Here is a 15879-nt window from a genome sequence, read left to right on the forward strand (position 1 = left end):
GCATGGCGGCCGGGTTGGAAAATGCGGGTCAGCCCGCCGCATGCTGATGCGACAGGAACAGCGCGTCGAGCTGGTCGAGCAGCTGGTGCTCGAACGGCTCGATGGCGATGGCGTGGCGCGCCTGCCAGGCGAGGATTTCCGTGCTGGCGATGGGGTTGACGGCCATGCCGTTCTGCCGCTTGCGGTTCAATTGTGCGAACCATTCCCACACGTGGGCCAGCTCGAACGGCATCGGCGGCGTCGCCTCCTCGGGTGGCGCGCGGTACAGCGGATGGCGCCGGGCGGCATCGATATGCTCGCCCTTGGCATGGCCATCGGCCGCGCGCGCGCCGCGCTCGAACTGGTGCCCGGCGTAGCGCAGCAGGCTGGCCGTCAGAGTTTCAAAAAATTCGACTCGTTTTCCAGCGCGGTCGTGACCTTTTCCTGCCAGGTCGGGTACTTTTCAAAGGCCGCTTCCAGCAGCGCCGGATCGAGCGGCACGGGTGCGCCGTTGCTGGTGAAGCCGTACCAGCCCGTGACCACGGCTAGTGCCAGGCGCTTCTGGTTGCCGTCGATGGCTTGCACCAGCAGTTCCGCGCCTTCGTCGGTGGACGCGTCGATGGCCGTCTTGCGGCGTGCCGATTTCTTGTAGCCTTCGGCGCGCACGGCGTTGTTGGCGACGCGGTATTGGTCGCTATTCTTGCCGACGATGGTCAGGCCGGCCACCGCTTCGCCGTCCGCATCGAAGATGACGGGCACGTCGAAGGTGACGGGCGTGACCGCCGCGTGGATATTGCCGATGTCGAAACCTGCCTGGATTTTTTGCGCGTTGTTCATGTGTGATGCTTTCTGGATGAAGTAGAAAAATATAAAAAAAAGGCCGCCATCGCGGCGGCCCCGGTGCAGGCGCTGGCTGCTTACAGCGCGCTGTCCTGGATGGTCAGGGTGGTCGCTTCGTGCTGCGCGTCCGTGCCCTTGTAGCGCAGGACGTCGAAGGCGCAGGTGACGATCTTGTTTTTCTCGCCGTCGTCGATCTTGGCCGAGGTGATCTTGATGCGGCCCATGGCCAGCGCCAGCACGTCGGCTGCCGGCGCCGTGCCCGACGCCATGGCGTAGGCCAGCGGGATTTCCGTCTCGGACTTGAAGTAGTCGAGGTAGGTGGCGTCCTGCAGCAGCACCGTGAACTGGCCCGAACCCATCACCTTGCCGCGCGAGGCTGCCGTGGCGTACTTCGAGCCGATCACCGGGTCGACCTTGACCTGGCCGTCGAGCGAGACGGACATGCCGGTGCAGATCTGCGACGGGATGCCGTTCACCGACAGCATGGCCGTGGCGCCGGAGAATTTGCCCGTGCCCGGCGCGGCCAGCGGCGTGGCGAAATGCGGCACGGCCGTGGTCGGGCCTTCCGACTTGCCCATCAGGGTGAAGTCCAGGCTGGTGATGCCGTTCGGCTGCACGGCGATATCCATCTTGCTGACCAATTGGTCGACGAAGCTGCGGTGCACGCCGATGTTCGGGTCCTGCACTTCGGCCGTGAACCAGTCCGTGGTATGGCCGGTCAACGGGGTGAAGCTGCGCTTGCCGATGGCCGCCACGCCGACCGAGTCGCCGGCCGCCTTGACGATCATGGCCGAGCCGTCCATGAACTGGCCATTCAGGTTGGTAGCTGTCACCGACGTGACGAAGAAGTTCTTCGCGTTGTTGGCGGCCGCCGGTGCCGTCATGCCGGTGATGCGCACGACGCTGCCGGCGCGGAAGCCTTCGGCCAGCCAGGAACCGGCGCTGCGGGTCAGGCCGGAGGCGGCAGCGGCGATGGTCGTTTGCGCGGCAGCCACGCCGCCCGCCGTGAAGTCGCGGCGCAGCAGCGCGGCCATCAGCGGCGCATACGTGCCGCACGCAGCTTCGGCCTTGATGGCGCCCGTGGTGCGGAAGTTGCCCAGGCGGGTATCGCCCTGCTGCTGGCTAGCGTCGATTTCGGCGCTCGCGTATTTGTCCGCCTCCGTGTCGAAGGTGGCCGTCACGCGGGGATAAATCTGGCCGCCGCCGGCGGCGGCCTTGCTGCCTTCGGCGCTTTGTTTGCTGATTACGATCACGCTGTCGATGCCGTTTGCTGTCAGTGCCATAAGTAATACCTTTCGTGGGATGAAAACCGCCGGGGCGGTCTTGTGGGAGAAACTGAAAAATGGGAGATAAAACGAAAAAGCCCGCGCGCGGTAAGGCGGCGGGCTGGCGTCCGGATGGCATGGGGCCATGCCGGATGGATGTTGGGCGAAGGGGCCATGAAGGCCGTTCGCTGCGCTGATTTCCCCTATCGGTGTCGCGCCGAAAGCGCGTCTATTACGAGTGGAGAAGCATGTGGTGTAATGCGGTATTGCCGGTGTTTCTGTTGCTGCGTGATCGAGACTCTATTGTAGGGGCGTTTTTTTCAGTGCCAGGCATATTGCAAAAAAATTTCAGTGACCGAGACGGCGCATGGCGCGGGCGCCGTGCGACTGGAAGATGCCTTCCAGTTCGCTGACCATGTCCTTGATGCGTTCAAGCTCAAAGCCGCCGGAGCAGCTGATGGCCGCTTCGCCGCCACCGTGGCACGCCTTGCAAACGACAGGCGCGCCGGCCTGCATGGCGGCGACGACGCCCGTGCCGTGGCACACCTTGCATTTGCTGTCGAGCCAATGCGCGAGCGACGCTTCGGCCACGCGACGGTACAAGGTATTGGCCGCCTGCATGTCCCAGGCCGTATGCGCCTTGACCCAGCGCCGCGCGCGGCCCTTCTGCGTCACGGCGGCCGTCCAGGCGCGCAGCAGCTGCGCCAGGTTGCCCGCATTGCCTTCGAACAGACGGCTGACGGTGCCATCCGCGTATTTGACACGGCACAGCAAGGCGCCCATGTCGCCGGCCAGCGCGGCCGCCGCGATCACGTCCAGGTCGTGGTGGACGGCATCGTCGCGCAGGTTTTGCGACGACAGCGATGCGATGAATTTTTCTGCGAATCCCATGATATCTCCTCGTTCCTCGTTGATACTAATCGTTGTTACTTGCCGGGCCAAACAGCGCCGCCACCAGCGGATCGCGGCTGGCCGTGCCGCGTGCCCAGCTGGCCGTGCGGCGCACCTGCGGCGGCAGTTCGGCCCAGCCGTCGACCTCGTCGTCCTGCTCGCCCAGCGCGTACAGGGCGGGCCGCTGGCGACCCGGCTCCGTGCAATGGCGCTGCGCCAGGTGGATCTGCCCCATGCCGCACATGTGGCGCAAATAGCGGCTCATGGTGCCCGCATCGAGTCCCAGCAAGGCGGACAACTGCGCCGCGCTGGCCTGGCCCTGCTCGCGGATGTACTGCGCGATGCGGGCGATATGCAGCTGCGACTTCTTGCTGCGTCCCTGTAGCTGGCGCCCCTGCCGTGGCGCCGCCCTGCTTTCAACCAACTGACTGCTGTTCAACATCTGCCTGACCTCCCGTGGTGTCGCCAACCGGCAGACGCTGTAGTGCGTTTGCGACAGGCAACAAGTGGACTTTATCAATTGCTAATGTTAAAGTCAAGCATTTGGTAATTTATCAAACGGTAAATTTCAGGTTTAATGTGGAGATGAATATGTATCAATACAGACGCGACCGCCTGCTGGCCCTGATCCGCGAGCACTACGACAACACGCGCAAGAAGATTTCCGACGTCAGCGGCTGGAGCGAGGCGCGCATCTCGCAAATCCTCTCGCCCACCTACCGCGAGGGACGCGCGTTCAGCGAAAAGATCGCGCGCAAGCTGGAAGCGGATCTGCAGCTCGATAGCATGTACTTCGACCAGGGCGCGGCGCCCGACCAGGCGGCCATGGCCGCGCGCGCGCTGGCCGGCGCGCAGCCCGTGGTGGTGGAAGATGGCGAGGATGCGCGTTTTTACCCGATCCGCAAGGTGAAATTGCGGCTGTCGGCCGGCATCACGGGCTTTGCCATCGAACCGGAAACGCACGACGGCAGCACCATCAGCGTGCCGCGCAGCTGGGTCGAGCGCAATGGCTACCACCCTGAAAAACTGGTGGCGATCAAGGTCAAGGGCGAGAGCATGGAGCCGGCCCTGTACGAGGATGACGTGGTGATCATCAATACGGCCGATAACCGGCCGGCCGACGGCATCGTGTTTGCCATCAATTACGAAGGCGAACCGGTGGTCAAGCGCATGGCGCGCGATATCGGCGAATGGTGGCTGACATCGGACAATCCCGACCAGCGCAAATACCACCGCAAGCTGTGCCGTGGCAATGAATGCCTGATCGTGGGCCGGGTCGTGCGCAAGGAAAGCGACCGGATTTGAAAGCGAAGTTTATCGATTGATAAACTTCGCTTTCATCATGGCGCTTATGCCAGCGCTGCCTGGATCTGCTGCAGCGATGCCGGGTCATCCATCGACGTCAGATCGCCCGGGCTGCGTCCTTCGCAGATGGCCTGGATCGAGCGGCGCAGCAATTTGCCCGAGCGCGTCTTCGGCAGCTGCGCCACGAACAGCACGCGCGCAGGCCGCGCCACGGCGCCCAGCTGGCGGTCGACGACGGCCATCACTTCGCGTTCCAGCACCGCTTTCGCTTCCACGCTGTCGAAGCCTTGCGGGTCCTTCAGGATCACGAAGGCCATCGCCACCTGGCCTTTGAGCTTGTCTTCCACGCCCACGACGGCCACTTCCGATACGTTCGGATGGCTGGTGATGCTTTCCTCGATTTCACGCGTGCCCAGGCGGTGGCCGGCCACGTTGATCACGTCGTCCGTACGGCCCAAAATGAAATAATAGCCGTCCGCATCGCGCACGCCCCAGTCGAAGGTGGAATACACTTGCCGGCCGCTGAAAGTGGACCAGTAGGTGTCGACAAAGCGCGCATCGTCGCCGTACACGGTCTGCATGCAGCCCGGCGGCAGCGGGCCTTCCAGCACCAGCACGCCCTTCTCGTTGGCGCCGCACTCCTCGCCCGTCGCTTCGTTGAGCAGCTTGACCTGATAGCCGTACATGGCCAGGCCCGGGCTGCCAAGGCGCGTCGGCGTGTCGGCCACGCCTTTCGCCACCGAAAGGATCGGCCAGCCCGTCTCCGTCTGCCAGTAGTTGTCGATGATGTCCACTTTCAGTTCATCGGCGATCCATTGCGACGTGGTTTCATCGAGCGGCTCGCCCGCAAGGTACAGCGCTTTCAATGACGACAGGTCGTGCTTGCGCATCAGCTCCACCGGGTGCTTGCGCAGTACGCGGATGGCCGTCGGCGCCGAGAACATGCGCGTGACCCTGTATTTCTCGACGATGCTCCACCAGATGCCCGCATCGGGACAGACGGGCAAGCCCTCGTACAGGATGGTGGCCATGCCGGCGATCAGCGGGCCATACACGATGTAGGAATGGCCCACCACCCAGCCGATATCCGACGTGGCAAAGAAGGTTTCGCCTGGCTTGCCGCAGAAGTTGTACTGCATCGACGACGCCAGCGCCACCGCGTAGCCGCCCACGTCGCGCTGCACGCCCTTCGGTTTGCCCGTCGTGCCCGAGGTGTACAGCACGTACGACGGCTCGTTCGATTCGAGCCAGATGACAGGTACCTGAGCGTCCAGGTGCCGCTCGCGCAAGGCCGCGTAATCGACGTCGCGGCCCGGCGTCAGTTCCATCGGCACGAGATGGCGGTCGACCAGCAGCACCTGCCGCGGCTTGTGCGCGGCGATACGGATGGCTTCGTCGAGCAGCGGCTTGTAGGCGATTGCCTTGCCATTGCGCGAACCGGCATCGGCGGAAAACACCAATTTTGGCTGCGCATCGTCGATGCGGCTGGCCAGGCTGTTGGCGGCAAAACCGCCGAAGACCACGGAATGCACGGCGCCGATACGGGCGCAAGCGAGCATGGCAAACGCCGCCTCGGCGATCATCGGCATGTAGATCAATACCCGGTCGCCCTTGACCACGCCCAGCGACAGCAACATGGCGGCGCAGCGCTCCACTTCGCGCTGCAGCTCGCGAAAGCTGTAGCTACGCTCCGTGTCCGTTTCGGTGGAAATGGCGATCAGCGCGGCGGCATCGCCCTGGCTGTCCACCCAGCGGTCAACGGCGTTGTGGCACAAATTCGTGGTGCCGCCGACGAACCATTTGGCGAACGGCGGCCGGGAATAATCGAGCACTTGCGAAAACGGGGTATGCCAGTCGATCTTGTCCGCTTCCTCGCGCCAGAAAGCGTCTGGCGTGTCGATCGAGCGTTGATAAAAACTTGCGAAATTCATGTCTCCTCCGGTGGTGGTTGTTTTTCATGCTTCTTTACTTATCTGTTCATCTGCGTCCCCCGGCATGGCCATGCTGTTCAGCCAGCATCTGCCTGGCAAACAATCCTGGCTGCGCGGCCACGCAGCTGCCGCGTTCCTGCGCGATCCGCGCGCGGTTTTCCTCCAGTCTGGCAGCATCGAGCGGCATGCCGAACTGCCCGTCGTCCGGTGCAGTTTCCTGTGGCGACATCAGGCGCCGCAGCACGATGTCACCCAGCGCCTTCTTGAAATGCCCCGCTTCCCAGTACCAGCGTGTGGCCTTGCTCCGCTCATTGGCGGCGGGTATCGGCTCGCAGTTGTACGCGCCATAGCCGCTGAAATCAGTCAGGGAAATCCGCGCGTCCGGGTACTGCGCCCTGACCGCGCCCATTTCCTGCACCAGCTGCGCTTTCCATTCCTCGAACAGGGGCCACAGCCCCGCATCTTCGAACATGGCCAGCATTTGCGCGTGATACGGATAGATCACCAGCTTGATGTCGGCCTGCGTGGCCGCCATCGCCAGCAAGAAGGTGCGCAGCAATTGAAAATCTTCGGTGGCGAGGCCGCGCGTCGATTTGCGGCCCAAGTTGGCGGCGCTTTCCCGCGCCCGTTGCGCGAACATCTTGTGGTAGCCGTCACGGCGCGCATGGGCGCCATAGTCGAGCAAGGGATTGAAGCCGTCGGCCGACATGGTCGCCGCCTCGCCGTCATGCTGGATGCGCAGCGTGTGCACGGCATCCTTGACGGAGGCCAGCGAAAAGAGCGCATCGAAGCGCCAGTCAGCGCGGCCATGCGTGGGCGCAGCGGTTGCTGGTGCTTGGCGTACGGCTGGCGCAGCGACGGGATTGAGAAAGTCGATGAACTCCATGCCCACGATGACCGTGCGCGGCTTGACGCCAGCCTGGCGCAATTGCGCGAACTGGCTGGCGGATGTGGCCAGGCCGGTACCAGGAATCGCCAGGTTGTAGCCGGCGCCCAGCGCTGACAAGGCGCTGGCGCGCGGATCGAAGCCGATCTCGGCGCGCGAGTTTCCCAGGATGATGAATTGCGGCCGCAGACGCAGCGCATGTTCCTGCTTGATCTGGCTTTGGTAGCGGGTCAGTCCCGGCTTGACGGCATTGAAATGGTCGCGGCGCACGATCCCATACACGCCATACGGGTCGACGATGAGCACAAAAGCGCAAACGATGATGGCTCCCGACACCAGCAGGAGCAGCATCGTGAGCAGATAAAACCTGAATGGGGAGCGTGTCATGGCGGTCCCTAAAATTGAAAGTACAGGAACTCGGCGGGCCGGTTCAAGGCCAGCGTGCTCGCCAGCGCCAGCGCGGCGATGGCGGCTGCCCACGCGGGCGACGCGCGCCAGGTCAGCCAGCGCAAGACGCCCAAGCCGCCCAACCCGCCCGCCCCTGCCGCAGCCTGGCCATCCTGGAAGTCCAGCGCCGGCTCGAAGCGCCGCATGATTTGCTGCGTATTGGGCATGGCGAAAACCAGCACGGCCGCCATCGCGATCCACGTCCAGCTTTCCACAAATGCCGTGCCGCCGCCCAGATAAAAGGACACGCCCATCGACGCGAGCACGGGCTGCAGATAGGAAGCCAGCGCATCGGGCAAGGCCAGACCGTAGCCGCCGGCCATGCCTTTTAATATTGTCAGGGCACTGGCCATATCGGAAGCGCGGAAGAAAACCCAGGCGATGCAGACGGCGGTAAAAGTAAGGCAAGTCGCCACGACATTACCCGCGCGCGTATCGGACGGCAGGTGAAGCGTGCGCGCCACCGTGCCCCAGCCCTTGTGGATAGCCAGGTAAGCGCCATGCAGCGCGCCCCAGACGATGAAATTCCACCCGGCGCCATGCCACAAGCCGCCCAGCACCATGGTAATCATCAGGTTCAGGTAGCGCCGCGCGGGCCCGCAGCGCTTGCCACCCAGCGGGATATACAGGTAATCGCGCAGGAAACGCGACAGGGTCATGTGCCAGCGGCGCCAGAATTGCGCGATATTGCGCGCTTTGTAGGGCGAGTCGAAATTGAGCGGCAGGCGCACGCCAAATAATCTCGACAAGCCGATGGCCATGTCGGAATAGCCGGAGAAATCGAAGTACAGCTGGAACGCGTACGCCAGTACCCCGCCCCAGGCGGCCAGCAGCGATGGCGCGGCGGGATCGCTGAATAAGGGCGCTGCGTACGGGCCGATGTTATCGGCGACCAGTACTTTTTTCGCCAGCCCGATGATGAAAATCGTCGAGCCGATGGCCACATTCCTGGCCGAGAGCCGGAAGATCCGCTTGTCGGCGAACTGCGGCATCATCTCCTTGTGGTGCAGCACAGGGCCGGCGATCAGGTGCGGAAAATACGTGACGAACAGCAGATAGTGGACAAAGCGGCTTTCCCGCGCCTTGCCCTGGTAGGTATCGACAAGGAAGGCGATCTGCGTAAACGTAAAAAACGAAATCCCGATCGGCAGCACCACGTGCAGGACGGGCATCGGCTGCGCCAGTAATTGCGCCAGGCTGGCAACGAAGAAACCCGCATACTTGTAATAGGCGAGCATGCCCAGGTTGGCGGCGATGGCCGCGATCAACAGGCCCTTGCGGTGGCGGATGCGTCCCGGCCCCAGCAAGGTGGCGCAGCCATAATTGAAGACGATGGAGCCGAGCAGCAGCGGCAGGTAGCGGTAGTCCCACCAGCCATAGAAAAACAAGGAGGCGCCGGCCAGCCAGGCGGCGGCCCATGACTGGCTGCGTCGTCCCAGGATGAAAAATCCCGCCACCGTGATGGGCAGATACGCAAACAGGAAGACGTAGGAGTTAAATAGCATCTGTTCACCAGTCAGGAAGTGTGGGAGGCGGCCAGCGCCTGCACTACGCTCACGCGCATCGCGGCTGACGCTCCCCCATTTTCCTTGTCGCTCTGTTTCTTTGCTAGCAGAAATATCAACTGATCTGCATGCGCATCCGCCTGTTTCGCCTGGCAGCTTAAAACGCGTCGCCGGGAATGCGCACGGCACCTTCCATCAGCACGCGCGCGCTGCGGCTCATGATGGCCTTGGTGACGCTCCATGCGCCATCGGCCTGCGCCGCTTCCGCGCCCACCATCAGGGTGCCGGACGGGTGGCCGAAGCGCACCGAGTTGCGGGGACCGCCGCCGGCCGCCAGGTTGACCAGGGTGCCGGGAATGGCCGCCGCCGTGCCGATGGCGACAGCGGCCGTGCCCATCATGGCGTGGTGCAGCTTGCCCATGGACAGGGCGCGCACCAGCAGGTCGATATCGCCCGCGTCCACGTTCTTCCCGCTGGACGAGACATAGCCGGCCGGCCTGGCGACAAATGCCACTTTCGGCGTGTGCTGGCGTTTCGCCGCTTCATCGAGGTGGGAAATCAATCCCATGCGCAGCGCGCCATGCGCGCGGATGGTCTCGAAGCGGGCCAGCGCGGCCGGATCGCCATTGATGGCGTCCTGCAGCTCCGTGCCCGTGTAGCCGATGGCGTCCGCGTCGACAAAAATGGTCGGGATACCGGCGTTGATCATCGTGACTTTCAAGACGCCGATGCCGGGCACGTCAAGGTCATCGACGAGGTTGCCGGTAGGGAACATCGCGCCACCGCCGCCCTCTTCCTCTGCGGCCGGATCGAGGAATTCCAGTTTCACTTCGGCGGCCGGGAAGGTCACGCCATCGAGCTCGAAGTCGCCCGTTTCCTGTACTTCGCCATCCGTCATGGGGACGTGGGCGATGATGGTCTTGCCGATATTGGCTTGCCAGATGCGCACCGTGGCGATACCGTTCGCAGGCACGCGGGCGGCGTCCACCAGGCCACTGGCAATGGCGAACGAGCCGACGGCGGCCGACAGGTTGCCGCAGTTGCCGCTCCAGTCGACAAACGGCTTGTCGATGGACACCTGGCCGAACAGGTAGTCAACGTCGTGCTCCGGCTTGGTACTTTTCGCCAGGATCACCGTCTTGCTGGTGCTCGAGGTGGCGCCGCCCATGCCGTCGATCTGCTTGCCGTACGGGTCGGGGCTGCCGATCACGCGCAGCAGCAAGGCATCGCGCGCCGCGCCCGGCACTTGCGCGCTGGCGGGCAAATCCTGCAGGCGGAAGAACACGCCCTTGCTGGTGCCGCCGCGCATGTAGGTGGCGGGGATTTTGATTTGGGGGGTGTGGGTCATGTCACTCCTGGAAAGAGGTAGGTCGGATTAGCGGGGCAGCGCCACGCGTAATCCGACACATTGTTGGCGGGTTTCACAAATAACGTCGGATTACGCTGCGCTAATCCGACCTACCCGTCAGGCTGCCTTGGACGACTCGAGGAAATCCTGCGCAAACCGTTGCAGCACGCCACCGGCCTCATAGATCGACACCTCTTCCGCCGTATCGAGGCGGCAGGTGACGGGCACTTCGACCGTTTCGCCGTTCTTGCGGTGGATGACGAGAGTCAGGGTGGAGCGCGGCGTGCGCTCGCCGACGACGTCATAGGTTTCGCTGCCATCCAGGCCCAGGGTCTTGCGGTTCACGCCAGGGAGGAATTCCAGCGGCAGCACGCCCATGCCCACCAGATTGGTGCGGTGGATGCGTTCAAAACCTTCGGCCACGATGGCTTCCACGCCGGCCAGGCGCACGCCCTTGGCGGCCCAGTCGCGCGATGAACCCTGACCATAGTCGGCGCCGGCGATGATGATCAATGGCTGCTTGCGCTCCATGTACACCTCGATGGCTTCCCACATGCGCGAGATTTTGCCTTCCGGCTCGATGCGCGTGAGCGAACCCGCCTTCACTTTGCCGTCCTCGATGACCATTTCGTTCTTCAGGGTCGGGTTGGCGAACGTGGCGCGTTGCGCCGTCAAATGGTCGCCCCGGTGCGTGGCGTAGGAATTGAAGTCTTCCTCCGGCAAACCCATTTTCGCCAGGTATTCGCCGGCCGCGCTATCGAGCATGATGGCGTTCGATGGCGACAAGTGGTCGGTCGTGATGTTGTCGCCCAGGACCGCCAGCGGACGCATGCCCTTCAATGGACGCGCGCCAGCCAGCGCGCCTTCCCAGTACGGCGGACGGCGGATATACGTCGTCTGCGGACGCCAGTCGTACAGCGGGCTGACCTTGATGCCGTCGTCCGCCTGCGCGGCAAACATCGGAATGTACACCTTGCGGAACTGCTCCGGCTTGACGCTGGACGCGACGATGGCGTCGATTTCCTCGTCCGACGGCCAGATATCCTTCAGCAAAATCGGCTTGCCGTCCGCATCAATCCCCAGCACATCCTTCTCGATATCGAAGCGGATGGTGCCGGCGATCGCATACGCCACCACCAGCGGCGGCGAGGCGAGGAAAGCCTGTTTCGCGTACGGGTGGATGCGGCCGTCGAAGTTGCGGTTGCCCGACAAGACGGCCGTGGCGTACAGGTCGCGCGACACCACTTCATCCTGGATCACGGGGTCGAGCGCGCCCGACATGCCGTTGCACGAGGTGCAGGCGAAAGCCACGACGCCGAAGCCCAGAGTTTCGAGCTCCGGCATCAGGCCCGCTTCCTGCAGATACAGTTCCACGGTTTTCGAGCCTGGCGCCAGCGACGATTTCACCCAAGGTTTGCGCGTGAGGCCCAGGCGGTTCGCATTGCGCGCGATCAGGCCGGCGGCGATCATGTTGCGCGGGTTGTTCGTGTTGGTGCAGCTGGTAATGGCCGCGATGATAACGGCGCCGTCCGGCATCTTGCCCGGCTCGTTCTCGACCACGCCGGAAATGCCGCGCGCAGCCAGTTCCGACGTCGGTACGCGGTTGTGCGGATTCGACGGCCCGGCGATATTGCGCACGACGGACGACAGGTCAAACGTCAATACGCGCTCATACTGCGCGTCGACCAGGCTGTCGGCCCACAGGCCCGTCTCTTTCGCGTACAGCTCCACCAGTTTCACCAGTTCGTCGTCGCGGCCCGTCAGTTTCAGATATTTGATGGTTTGCGCATCGATGTAGAACATGGCGGCCGTGGCGCCAAATTCCGGCGCCATGTTGGAAATCGTGGCGCGGTCGCCCAGGGTCAGGTGCGATGCGCCTTCGCCAAAGAATTCCAGGTAGGACGAGACGACCTTCTGCTTGCGCAGGAACTCCGTCAGCGCCAGCACCGTGTCGGTAGCCGTGATGCCGGGTTGCGGTTTACCCGTCAGCTTGACGCCGATGATGTCGGGCAAACGCATCCACGAGGCGCGGCCCAGCATCACGCTTTCCGCTTCCAGGCCGCCCACGCCGATGGCGATCACGCCCAGCGCGTCGACCATCGGCGTATGTGAATCCGTGCCGACCAGGGTGTCGGGATAGGCCACGCCGTCCTGCACCTGGATCACGGGCGACATGCGCTCGAGGTTAATCTGGTGCAGGATGCCGTTCCCCGGCGGGATCACGTCGACGTTTTTAAAGGCTTTCTTGGTCCAGTCGATGAAGTCGAAACGGTCTTCGTTGCGGCGGTCTTCGATGGCGCGGTTCTTGGCGAAGGCGTCGGGGTCGAAGCCGCCGCATTCGACGGCCAGCGAGTGGTCGACCACCAGCTGCGTCGGCACGACGGGGTTGACGAGCGCCGGGTCACCGCCCTGGGCCGCGATGGCGTCGCGCAAGCCGGCCAGGTCGACCAAGGCCGTCTGTCCCAGGATGTCATGGCAGACGACGCGCGCGGGGAACCAGGGAAAGTCGAGGTCGCGGCGGCGTTCGATGAACTGGCTCAGCGAGGCATCCAGGGTGGCCGGGTCGCAGCGGCGCACGAGGTTTTCGGCCAGTACGCGCGAGGTGTAGGGCAAGGTGGCGTAGGCGCCTGGCTGGATCGCATCGACGGCGGCGCGCGTGTCGAAGTAGTCTAGCTGGGTGCCCGGCAAGGATTTGCGGTACAGGGTATTCATGGGGGTGCTCATTATTTGCGGTCCTTGATCGGCACGAATTCCAGGTCTTCCGGGCCCACGTAGTTGGCGCTCGGACGGATGATCTTGTTGTCGATGCGCTGCTCGATGATGTGGGCGGCCCAGCCCGAGGTGCGCGAAATGACGAACAGCGGCGTGAACATCGCCGTCGGCACGCCCATCATGTGGTAGGACACGGCCGAGAACCAGTCCAGGTTCGGGAACATGTTCTTGATTTCCCACATGACCGATTCCAGGCGCTCGGCGATGTCGAACATTTTCGTGGAGCCGGCTTCCTGCGACAGCGAACGGGCCACTTCCTTGATGACCACGTTGCGCGGGTCGGAAATCGTGTAGACGGGGTGGCCGAAACCGATCACCACTTCCTTGTTGGCGACGCGCTCGCGGATGTCCGCTTCCGCTTCGTCCGGGTTGTCGTAGCGTTTCTGGATCTCCAGCGCCACTTCATTCGCGCCGCCGTGTTTCGGGCCGCGCAGCGCGCCGATGGCGCCCGTGATGGCCGAATGGATGTCCGAACCCGTGCCGGCGATCACGCGGCTGGTGAAGGTCGACGCGTTGAATTCGTGTTCCGCGTACAGGATCAGCGAGGTATGCATGGCTTTTTCCCACGACGCCGACGGTTTTTCGCCATGCAGCAGGTGCAGGAAGTGGCCGCCGATCGAATCGTCGTCCGTTTCCACTTCGATGCGCTTGCCGTTATGGCTGTAGTGGTACCAGTACAGCAGCATGGAGCCGAACGACGCCATCAGGCGGTCGGCGATATCGCGCGCGCCCGGCGCGTTATGGTCGTCTTTTTCCGGCAAGGTGCAGCCCAGCACGGACACGCCCGTGCGCATCACATCCATCGGGTGGGCGGCGGCCGGCAGCGCTTCGAGCGCCAGTTTCACGGCCGACGGCAAGCCGCGCAAGGATTTCAATTTGGCCTTGTAGCCTTTCAGTTCGGCGGACGTCGGCAGCTTGCCGTGCACCAGCAGGTAGGCGATTTCCTCGAACTCGCAGCTGTCGGCCACGTCCAGGATGTCATAGCCGCGATAGTGCAAATCGTTGCCGGTCTTGCCGACCGAGCACAGCGCCGTATTGCCGGCGGTGACGCCGGACAGGGCGACGGATTTTTTAGGCTTGAAAGTGGCGGCTTGCGGTGCGGTCATTGTGTTCTCCAAAAATTGACTAGTCTCGGTTGCATCACTGCGGGGCCGGCATGCGGCCCCTGCTTCTGTTTATTTCTTTTGCGCGGCGAACAGCGCGTCGAGTTTTTGCTCGAAATCGTGGTAATTGATCGATTCATACAGCTCCATGCGCGTCTGCATGGTGTCGAGCACATTCTTTTGCGTGCCGTCGCGGCGCAGCGCCTGGTAGACGTTTTCCGCCGCCTTGTTCATGGCGCGGAAGGCGGACAGCGGATACAGCGCCAGGCCCACGTGGGCGCTGCGCAGTTCGTCCAGGGTGAACAGCGGCGTGGAACCGAATTCCGTGATGTTGGCCAGGATCGGCACGTTGACGGCCTTGGCGAAGGTGGCGTACATGTCCAGGTCCGTGATCGCTTCCGGGAAGATCATGTCGGCGCCCGCCTCGACGCAGGCGACGGCGCGCTCGAGCGCCGCTTCCAGGCCATCGACGGCCAGCGCATCGGTGCGCGCCATGATGACGAAGTTCGGGTCCGTGCGCGCATCGACGGCCGCCTTGATACGGTCGACCATTTCTTCCTTGCTCACGATTTCCTTGCCCGGACGGTGGCCGCAACGCTTGGCGCCCACCTGGTCTTCGATGTGCAGGGCGGCCGCGCCGAACTTGATCATCGATTTCACCGTGCGCGCCACGTTGAAGGCGGACGAACCGAAACCCGTGTCGGCGTCGACCAGCAGCGGCAGGTCGCACACGTCGGTGATGCGGCGGATGTCGGTCAGCACGTCGTCCAGGCTGGAAATGCCCAGGTCGGGCAAGCCCAGCGAGCCAGCCGCGACGCCGCCGCCGGACAGGTAGATGGCCTTGTAACCGGCGCGCTTGGCCAGCAAGGCGTGGTTGGCGTTGATGGCGCCGACCACTTGCAACGGGGATTCTTCCTGGACGGCCTTGCGGAATGCGGCACCTGCGGAGTATTGAGTCATGTGTTCACCTTATGGGTTTCGGATGGTCCCGAATGTTTCACGGAGTGGCTATGAGCATCAGTATTGCAAATGCCGTGCCAGGCCCCTTCAGGCTGGGCGGAAAACGCCGAATGCAGAGTGAAAAGGCAGGCAAACGGCCACGAGGCCACGCACGGTGCGCTGTGACGCAGCGGAACAGCGATGTCACGTTTGGCGTCAAAAATGTTTCAATATTGTTTCATGAAACTTATTTTGGAACATTTATTGAAACGCGAAACAGACGGGTAGACAAGGCGATGAAAGCCCAGGCTGGCAAGACGCGCAATAAAAACAGCCGGCGAGCGCCGGCTGAGCTGAGTTATGCAACTGATACAACTGATACTGCAAGGGCAAACTAGGCCAGCCGCACCAGCGGATTGGCGATGATATTGTCGATCTGGCGCACGGCTTCTTCGCAGGCGGCGGCAATGGCGCCCTCCTCGTCGTCGCGCACGAACTGCATGGTCGAGCCTTCGAACACTTCCAGGCCTTCCGCCGTGGCGCGTTCGATGTCGCAACTGGCCGACCATTTGCCGTCGGTGGTGGGCACGGCCAAGGGAACGATTTCCCAGCCTTTATAGTGAATTTTAGAACTGCTATTCATGGGGTGCCTCCTTGGTGACTGACTC

The 15879-nt window shown here is 63.2% G+C and carries 15 protein-coding genes; 2 read left to right on the forward strand and 13 right to left on the reverse strand.

Going from position 1 to position 15879, the window contains the following annotated elements; genetic code table 11:
• Window positions 1-28: 28 nt before the first annotated feature.
• The 5 genes from AC54AG_RS10040 to AC54AG_RS10060 all read right to left on the reverse strand — a co-directional run bounded on the left by AC54AG_RS10040 (window position 29) and on the right by AC54AG_RS10060 (window position 3417).
• Window positions 29-430, reverse strand: coding sequence for a phage tail assembly chaperone (locus AC54AG_RS10040; RefSeq protein WP_496630386.1), 402 nt, complete (start codon window positions 428-430; stop codon window positions 29-31).
• On the reverse strand, window positions 373-816 hold the full coding sequence (locus AC54AG_RS10045; RefSeq protein ID WP_331776187.1) for a hypothetical protein: 444 nt from the start codon (window positions 814-816) through the stop codon (window positions 373-375). The genes AC54AG_RS10040 and AC54AG_RS10045 overlap by 58 nt, the downstream gene beginning before the upstream one ends.
• An 80-nt stretch (window positions 817-896) precedes the next feature.
• Window positions 897-2102, reverse strand: a complete 1206-nt coding sequence (locus AC54AG_RS10050) for a phage tail tube protein (RefSeq protein WP_072453204.1) — start codon at window positions 2100-2102, stop codon at window positions 897-899.
• Window positions 2103-2432: 330 nt separating this feature from the next.
• A complete protein-coding gene (locus tag AC54AG_RS10055) occupies window positions 2433-2975 on the reverse strand; it encodes a hypothetical protein (protein ID WP_496630220.1) in 543 nt (180 codons plus the stop codon).
• Between the two features lie 25 nt (window positions 2976-3000).
• A complete protein-coding gene (locus AC54AG_RS10060) occupies window positions 3001-3417 on the reverse strand; it encodes a FeoC-like transcriptional regulator (protein ID WP_128142745.1) in 417 nt (138 codons plus the stop codon).
• Between the two features lie 149 nt (window positions 3418-3566).
• Between AC54AG_RS10060 and AC54AG_RS10065 the strand changes: the two genes are divergently transcribed.
• A complete protein-coding gene (locus AC54AG_RS10065; protein ID WP_070304769.1) occupies window positions 3567-4280 on the forward strand; it encodes a S24 family peptidase in 714 nt (237 codons plus the stop codon).
• A 44-nt stretch (window positions 4281-4324) separates the two neighbouring features.
• On the opposite strand, the gene AC54AG_RS10070 is transcribed toward AC54AG_RS10065, so the two are convergent.
• From AC54AG_RS10070 to prpB, 7 genes are all read right to left on the reverse strand, one after another.
• Window positions 4325-6211 carry a propionate--CoA ligase gene (locus tag AC54AG_RS10070; protein ID WP_496630221.1) on the reverse strand — a complete coding sequence of 629 codons (1887 nt, stop codon included), beginning with the start codon at window positions 6209-6211 and terminating at the stop codon, window positions 4325-4327.
• 46 nt (window positions 6212-6257) lie between these two features.
• Window positions 6258-7484 carry a hypothetical protein gene (locus tag AC54AG_RS10075; protein ID WP_496630222.1) on the reverse strand — a complete coding sequence of 409 codons (1227 nt, stop codon included), beginning with the start codon at window positions 7482-7484 and terminating at the stop codon, window positions 6258-6260.
• Window positions 7485-7492: 8 nt separating this feature from the next.
• Complete coding sequence (locus AC54AG_RS10080; RefSeq protein ID WP_496630223.1) at window positions 7493-9049, reverse strand: MBOAT family O-acyltransferase; 1557 nt, start codon at window positions 9047-9049, stop codon at window positions 7493-7495.
• 157 nt (window positions 9050-9206) lie between these two features.
• Window positions 9207-10397 (reverse strand): 2-methylaconitate cis-trans isomerase PrpF, encoded by a 1191-nt coding sequence (prpF, locus tag AC54AG_RS10085; RefSeq protein ID WP_496630224.1) that lies wholly within the window; start codon window positions 10395-10397, stop codon window positions 9207-9209.
• A gap of 117 nt (window positions 10398-10514) precedes the next feature.
• The gene (acnD, locus tag AC54AG_RS10090; protein ID WP_072454092.1) at window positions 10515-13109 is read right to left on the reverse strand and encodes a Fe/S-dependent 2-methylisocitrate dehydratase AcnD; all 2595 of its coding nucleotides are present in this window, start codon (window positions 13107-13109) and stop codon (window positions 10515-10517) included.
• Window positions 13110-13120: 11 nt separating this feature from the next.
• Window positions 13121-14275: a bifunctional 2-methylcitrate synthase/citrate synthase gene (gene prpC / locus AC54AG_RS10095; RefSeq protein WP_034751888.1), complete on the reverse strand. Its 1155-nt coding sequence runs from the start codon at window positions 14273-14275 to the stop codon at window positions 13121-13123.
• 69 nt (window positions 14276-14344) lie between these two features.
• Window positions 14345-15232, reverse strand: a complete 888-nt coding sequence (gene prpB / locus AC54AG_RS10100; protein ID WP_070304753.1) for a methylisocitrate lyase — start codon at window positions 15230-15232, stop codon at window positions 14345-14347.
• 50 nt (window positions 15233-15282) lie between these two features.
• On the opposite strand from prpB, the gene AC54AG_RS10105 reads away from it, so the two are divergent.
• The gene (locus tag AC54AG_RS10105) at window positions 15283-15609 is read left to right on the forward strand and encodes a hypothetical protein (RefSeq protein WP_496630225.1); all 327 of its coding nucleotides are present in this window, start codon (window positions 15283-15285) and stop codon (window positions 15607-15609) included.
• Here the strand turns inward: AC54AG_RS10105 and AC54AG_RS10110 are convergent.
• A complete protein-coding gene (locus tag AC54AG_RS10110) occupies window positions 15606-15854 on the reverse strand; it encodes a hypothetical protein (protein ID WP_034751890.1) in 249 nt (82 codons plus the stop codon). The two genes, AC54AG_RS10105 and AC54AG_RS10110, sit on opposite strands and share 4 nt — an antisense overlap.
• Window positions 15855-15879: the final 25 nt, after the last annotated feature.

Source organism: Janthinobacterium sp. BCJ23 (assembly GCF_059617945.1).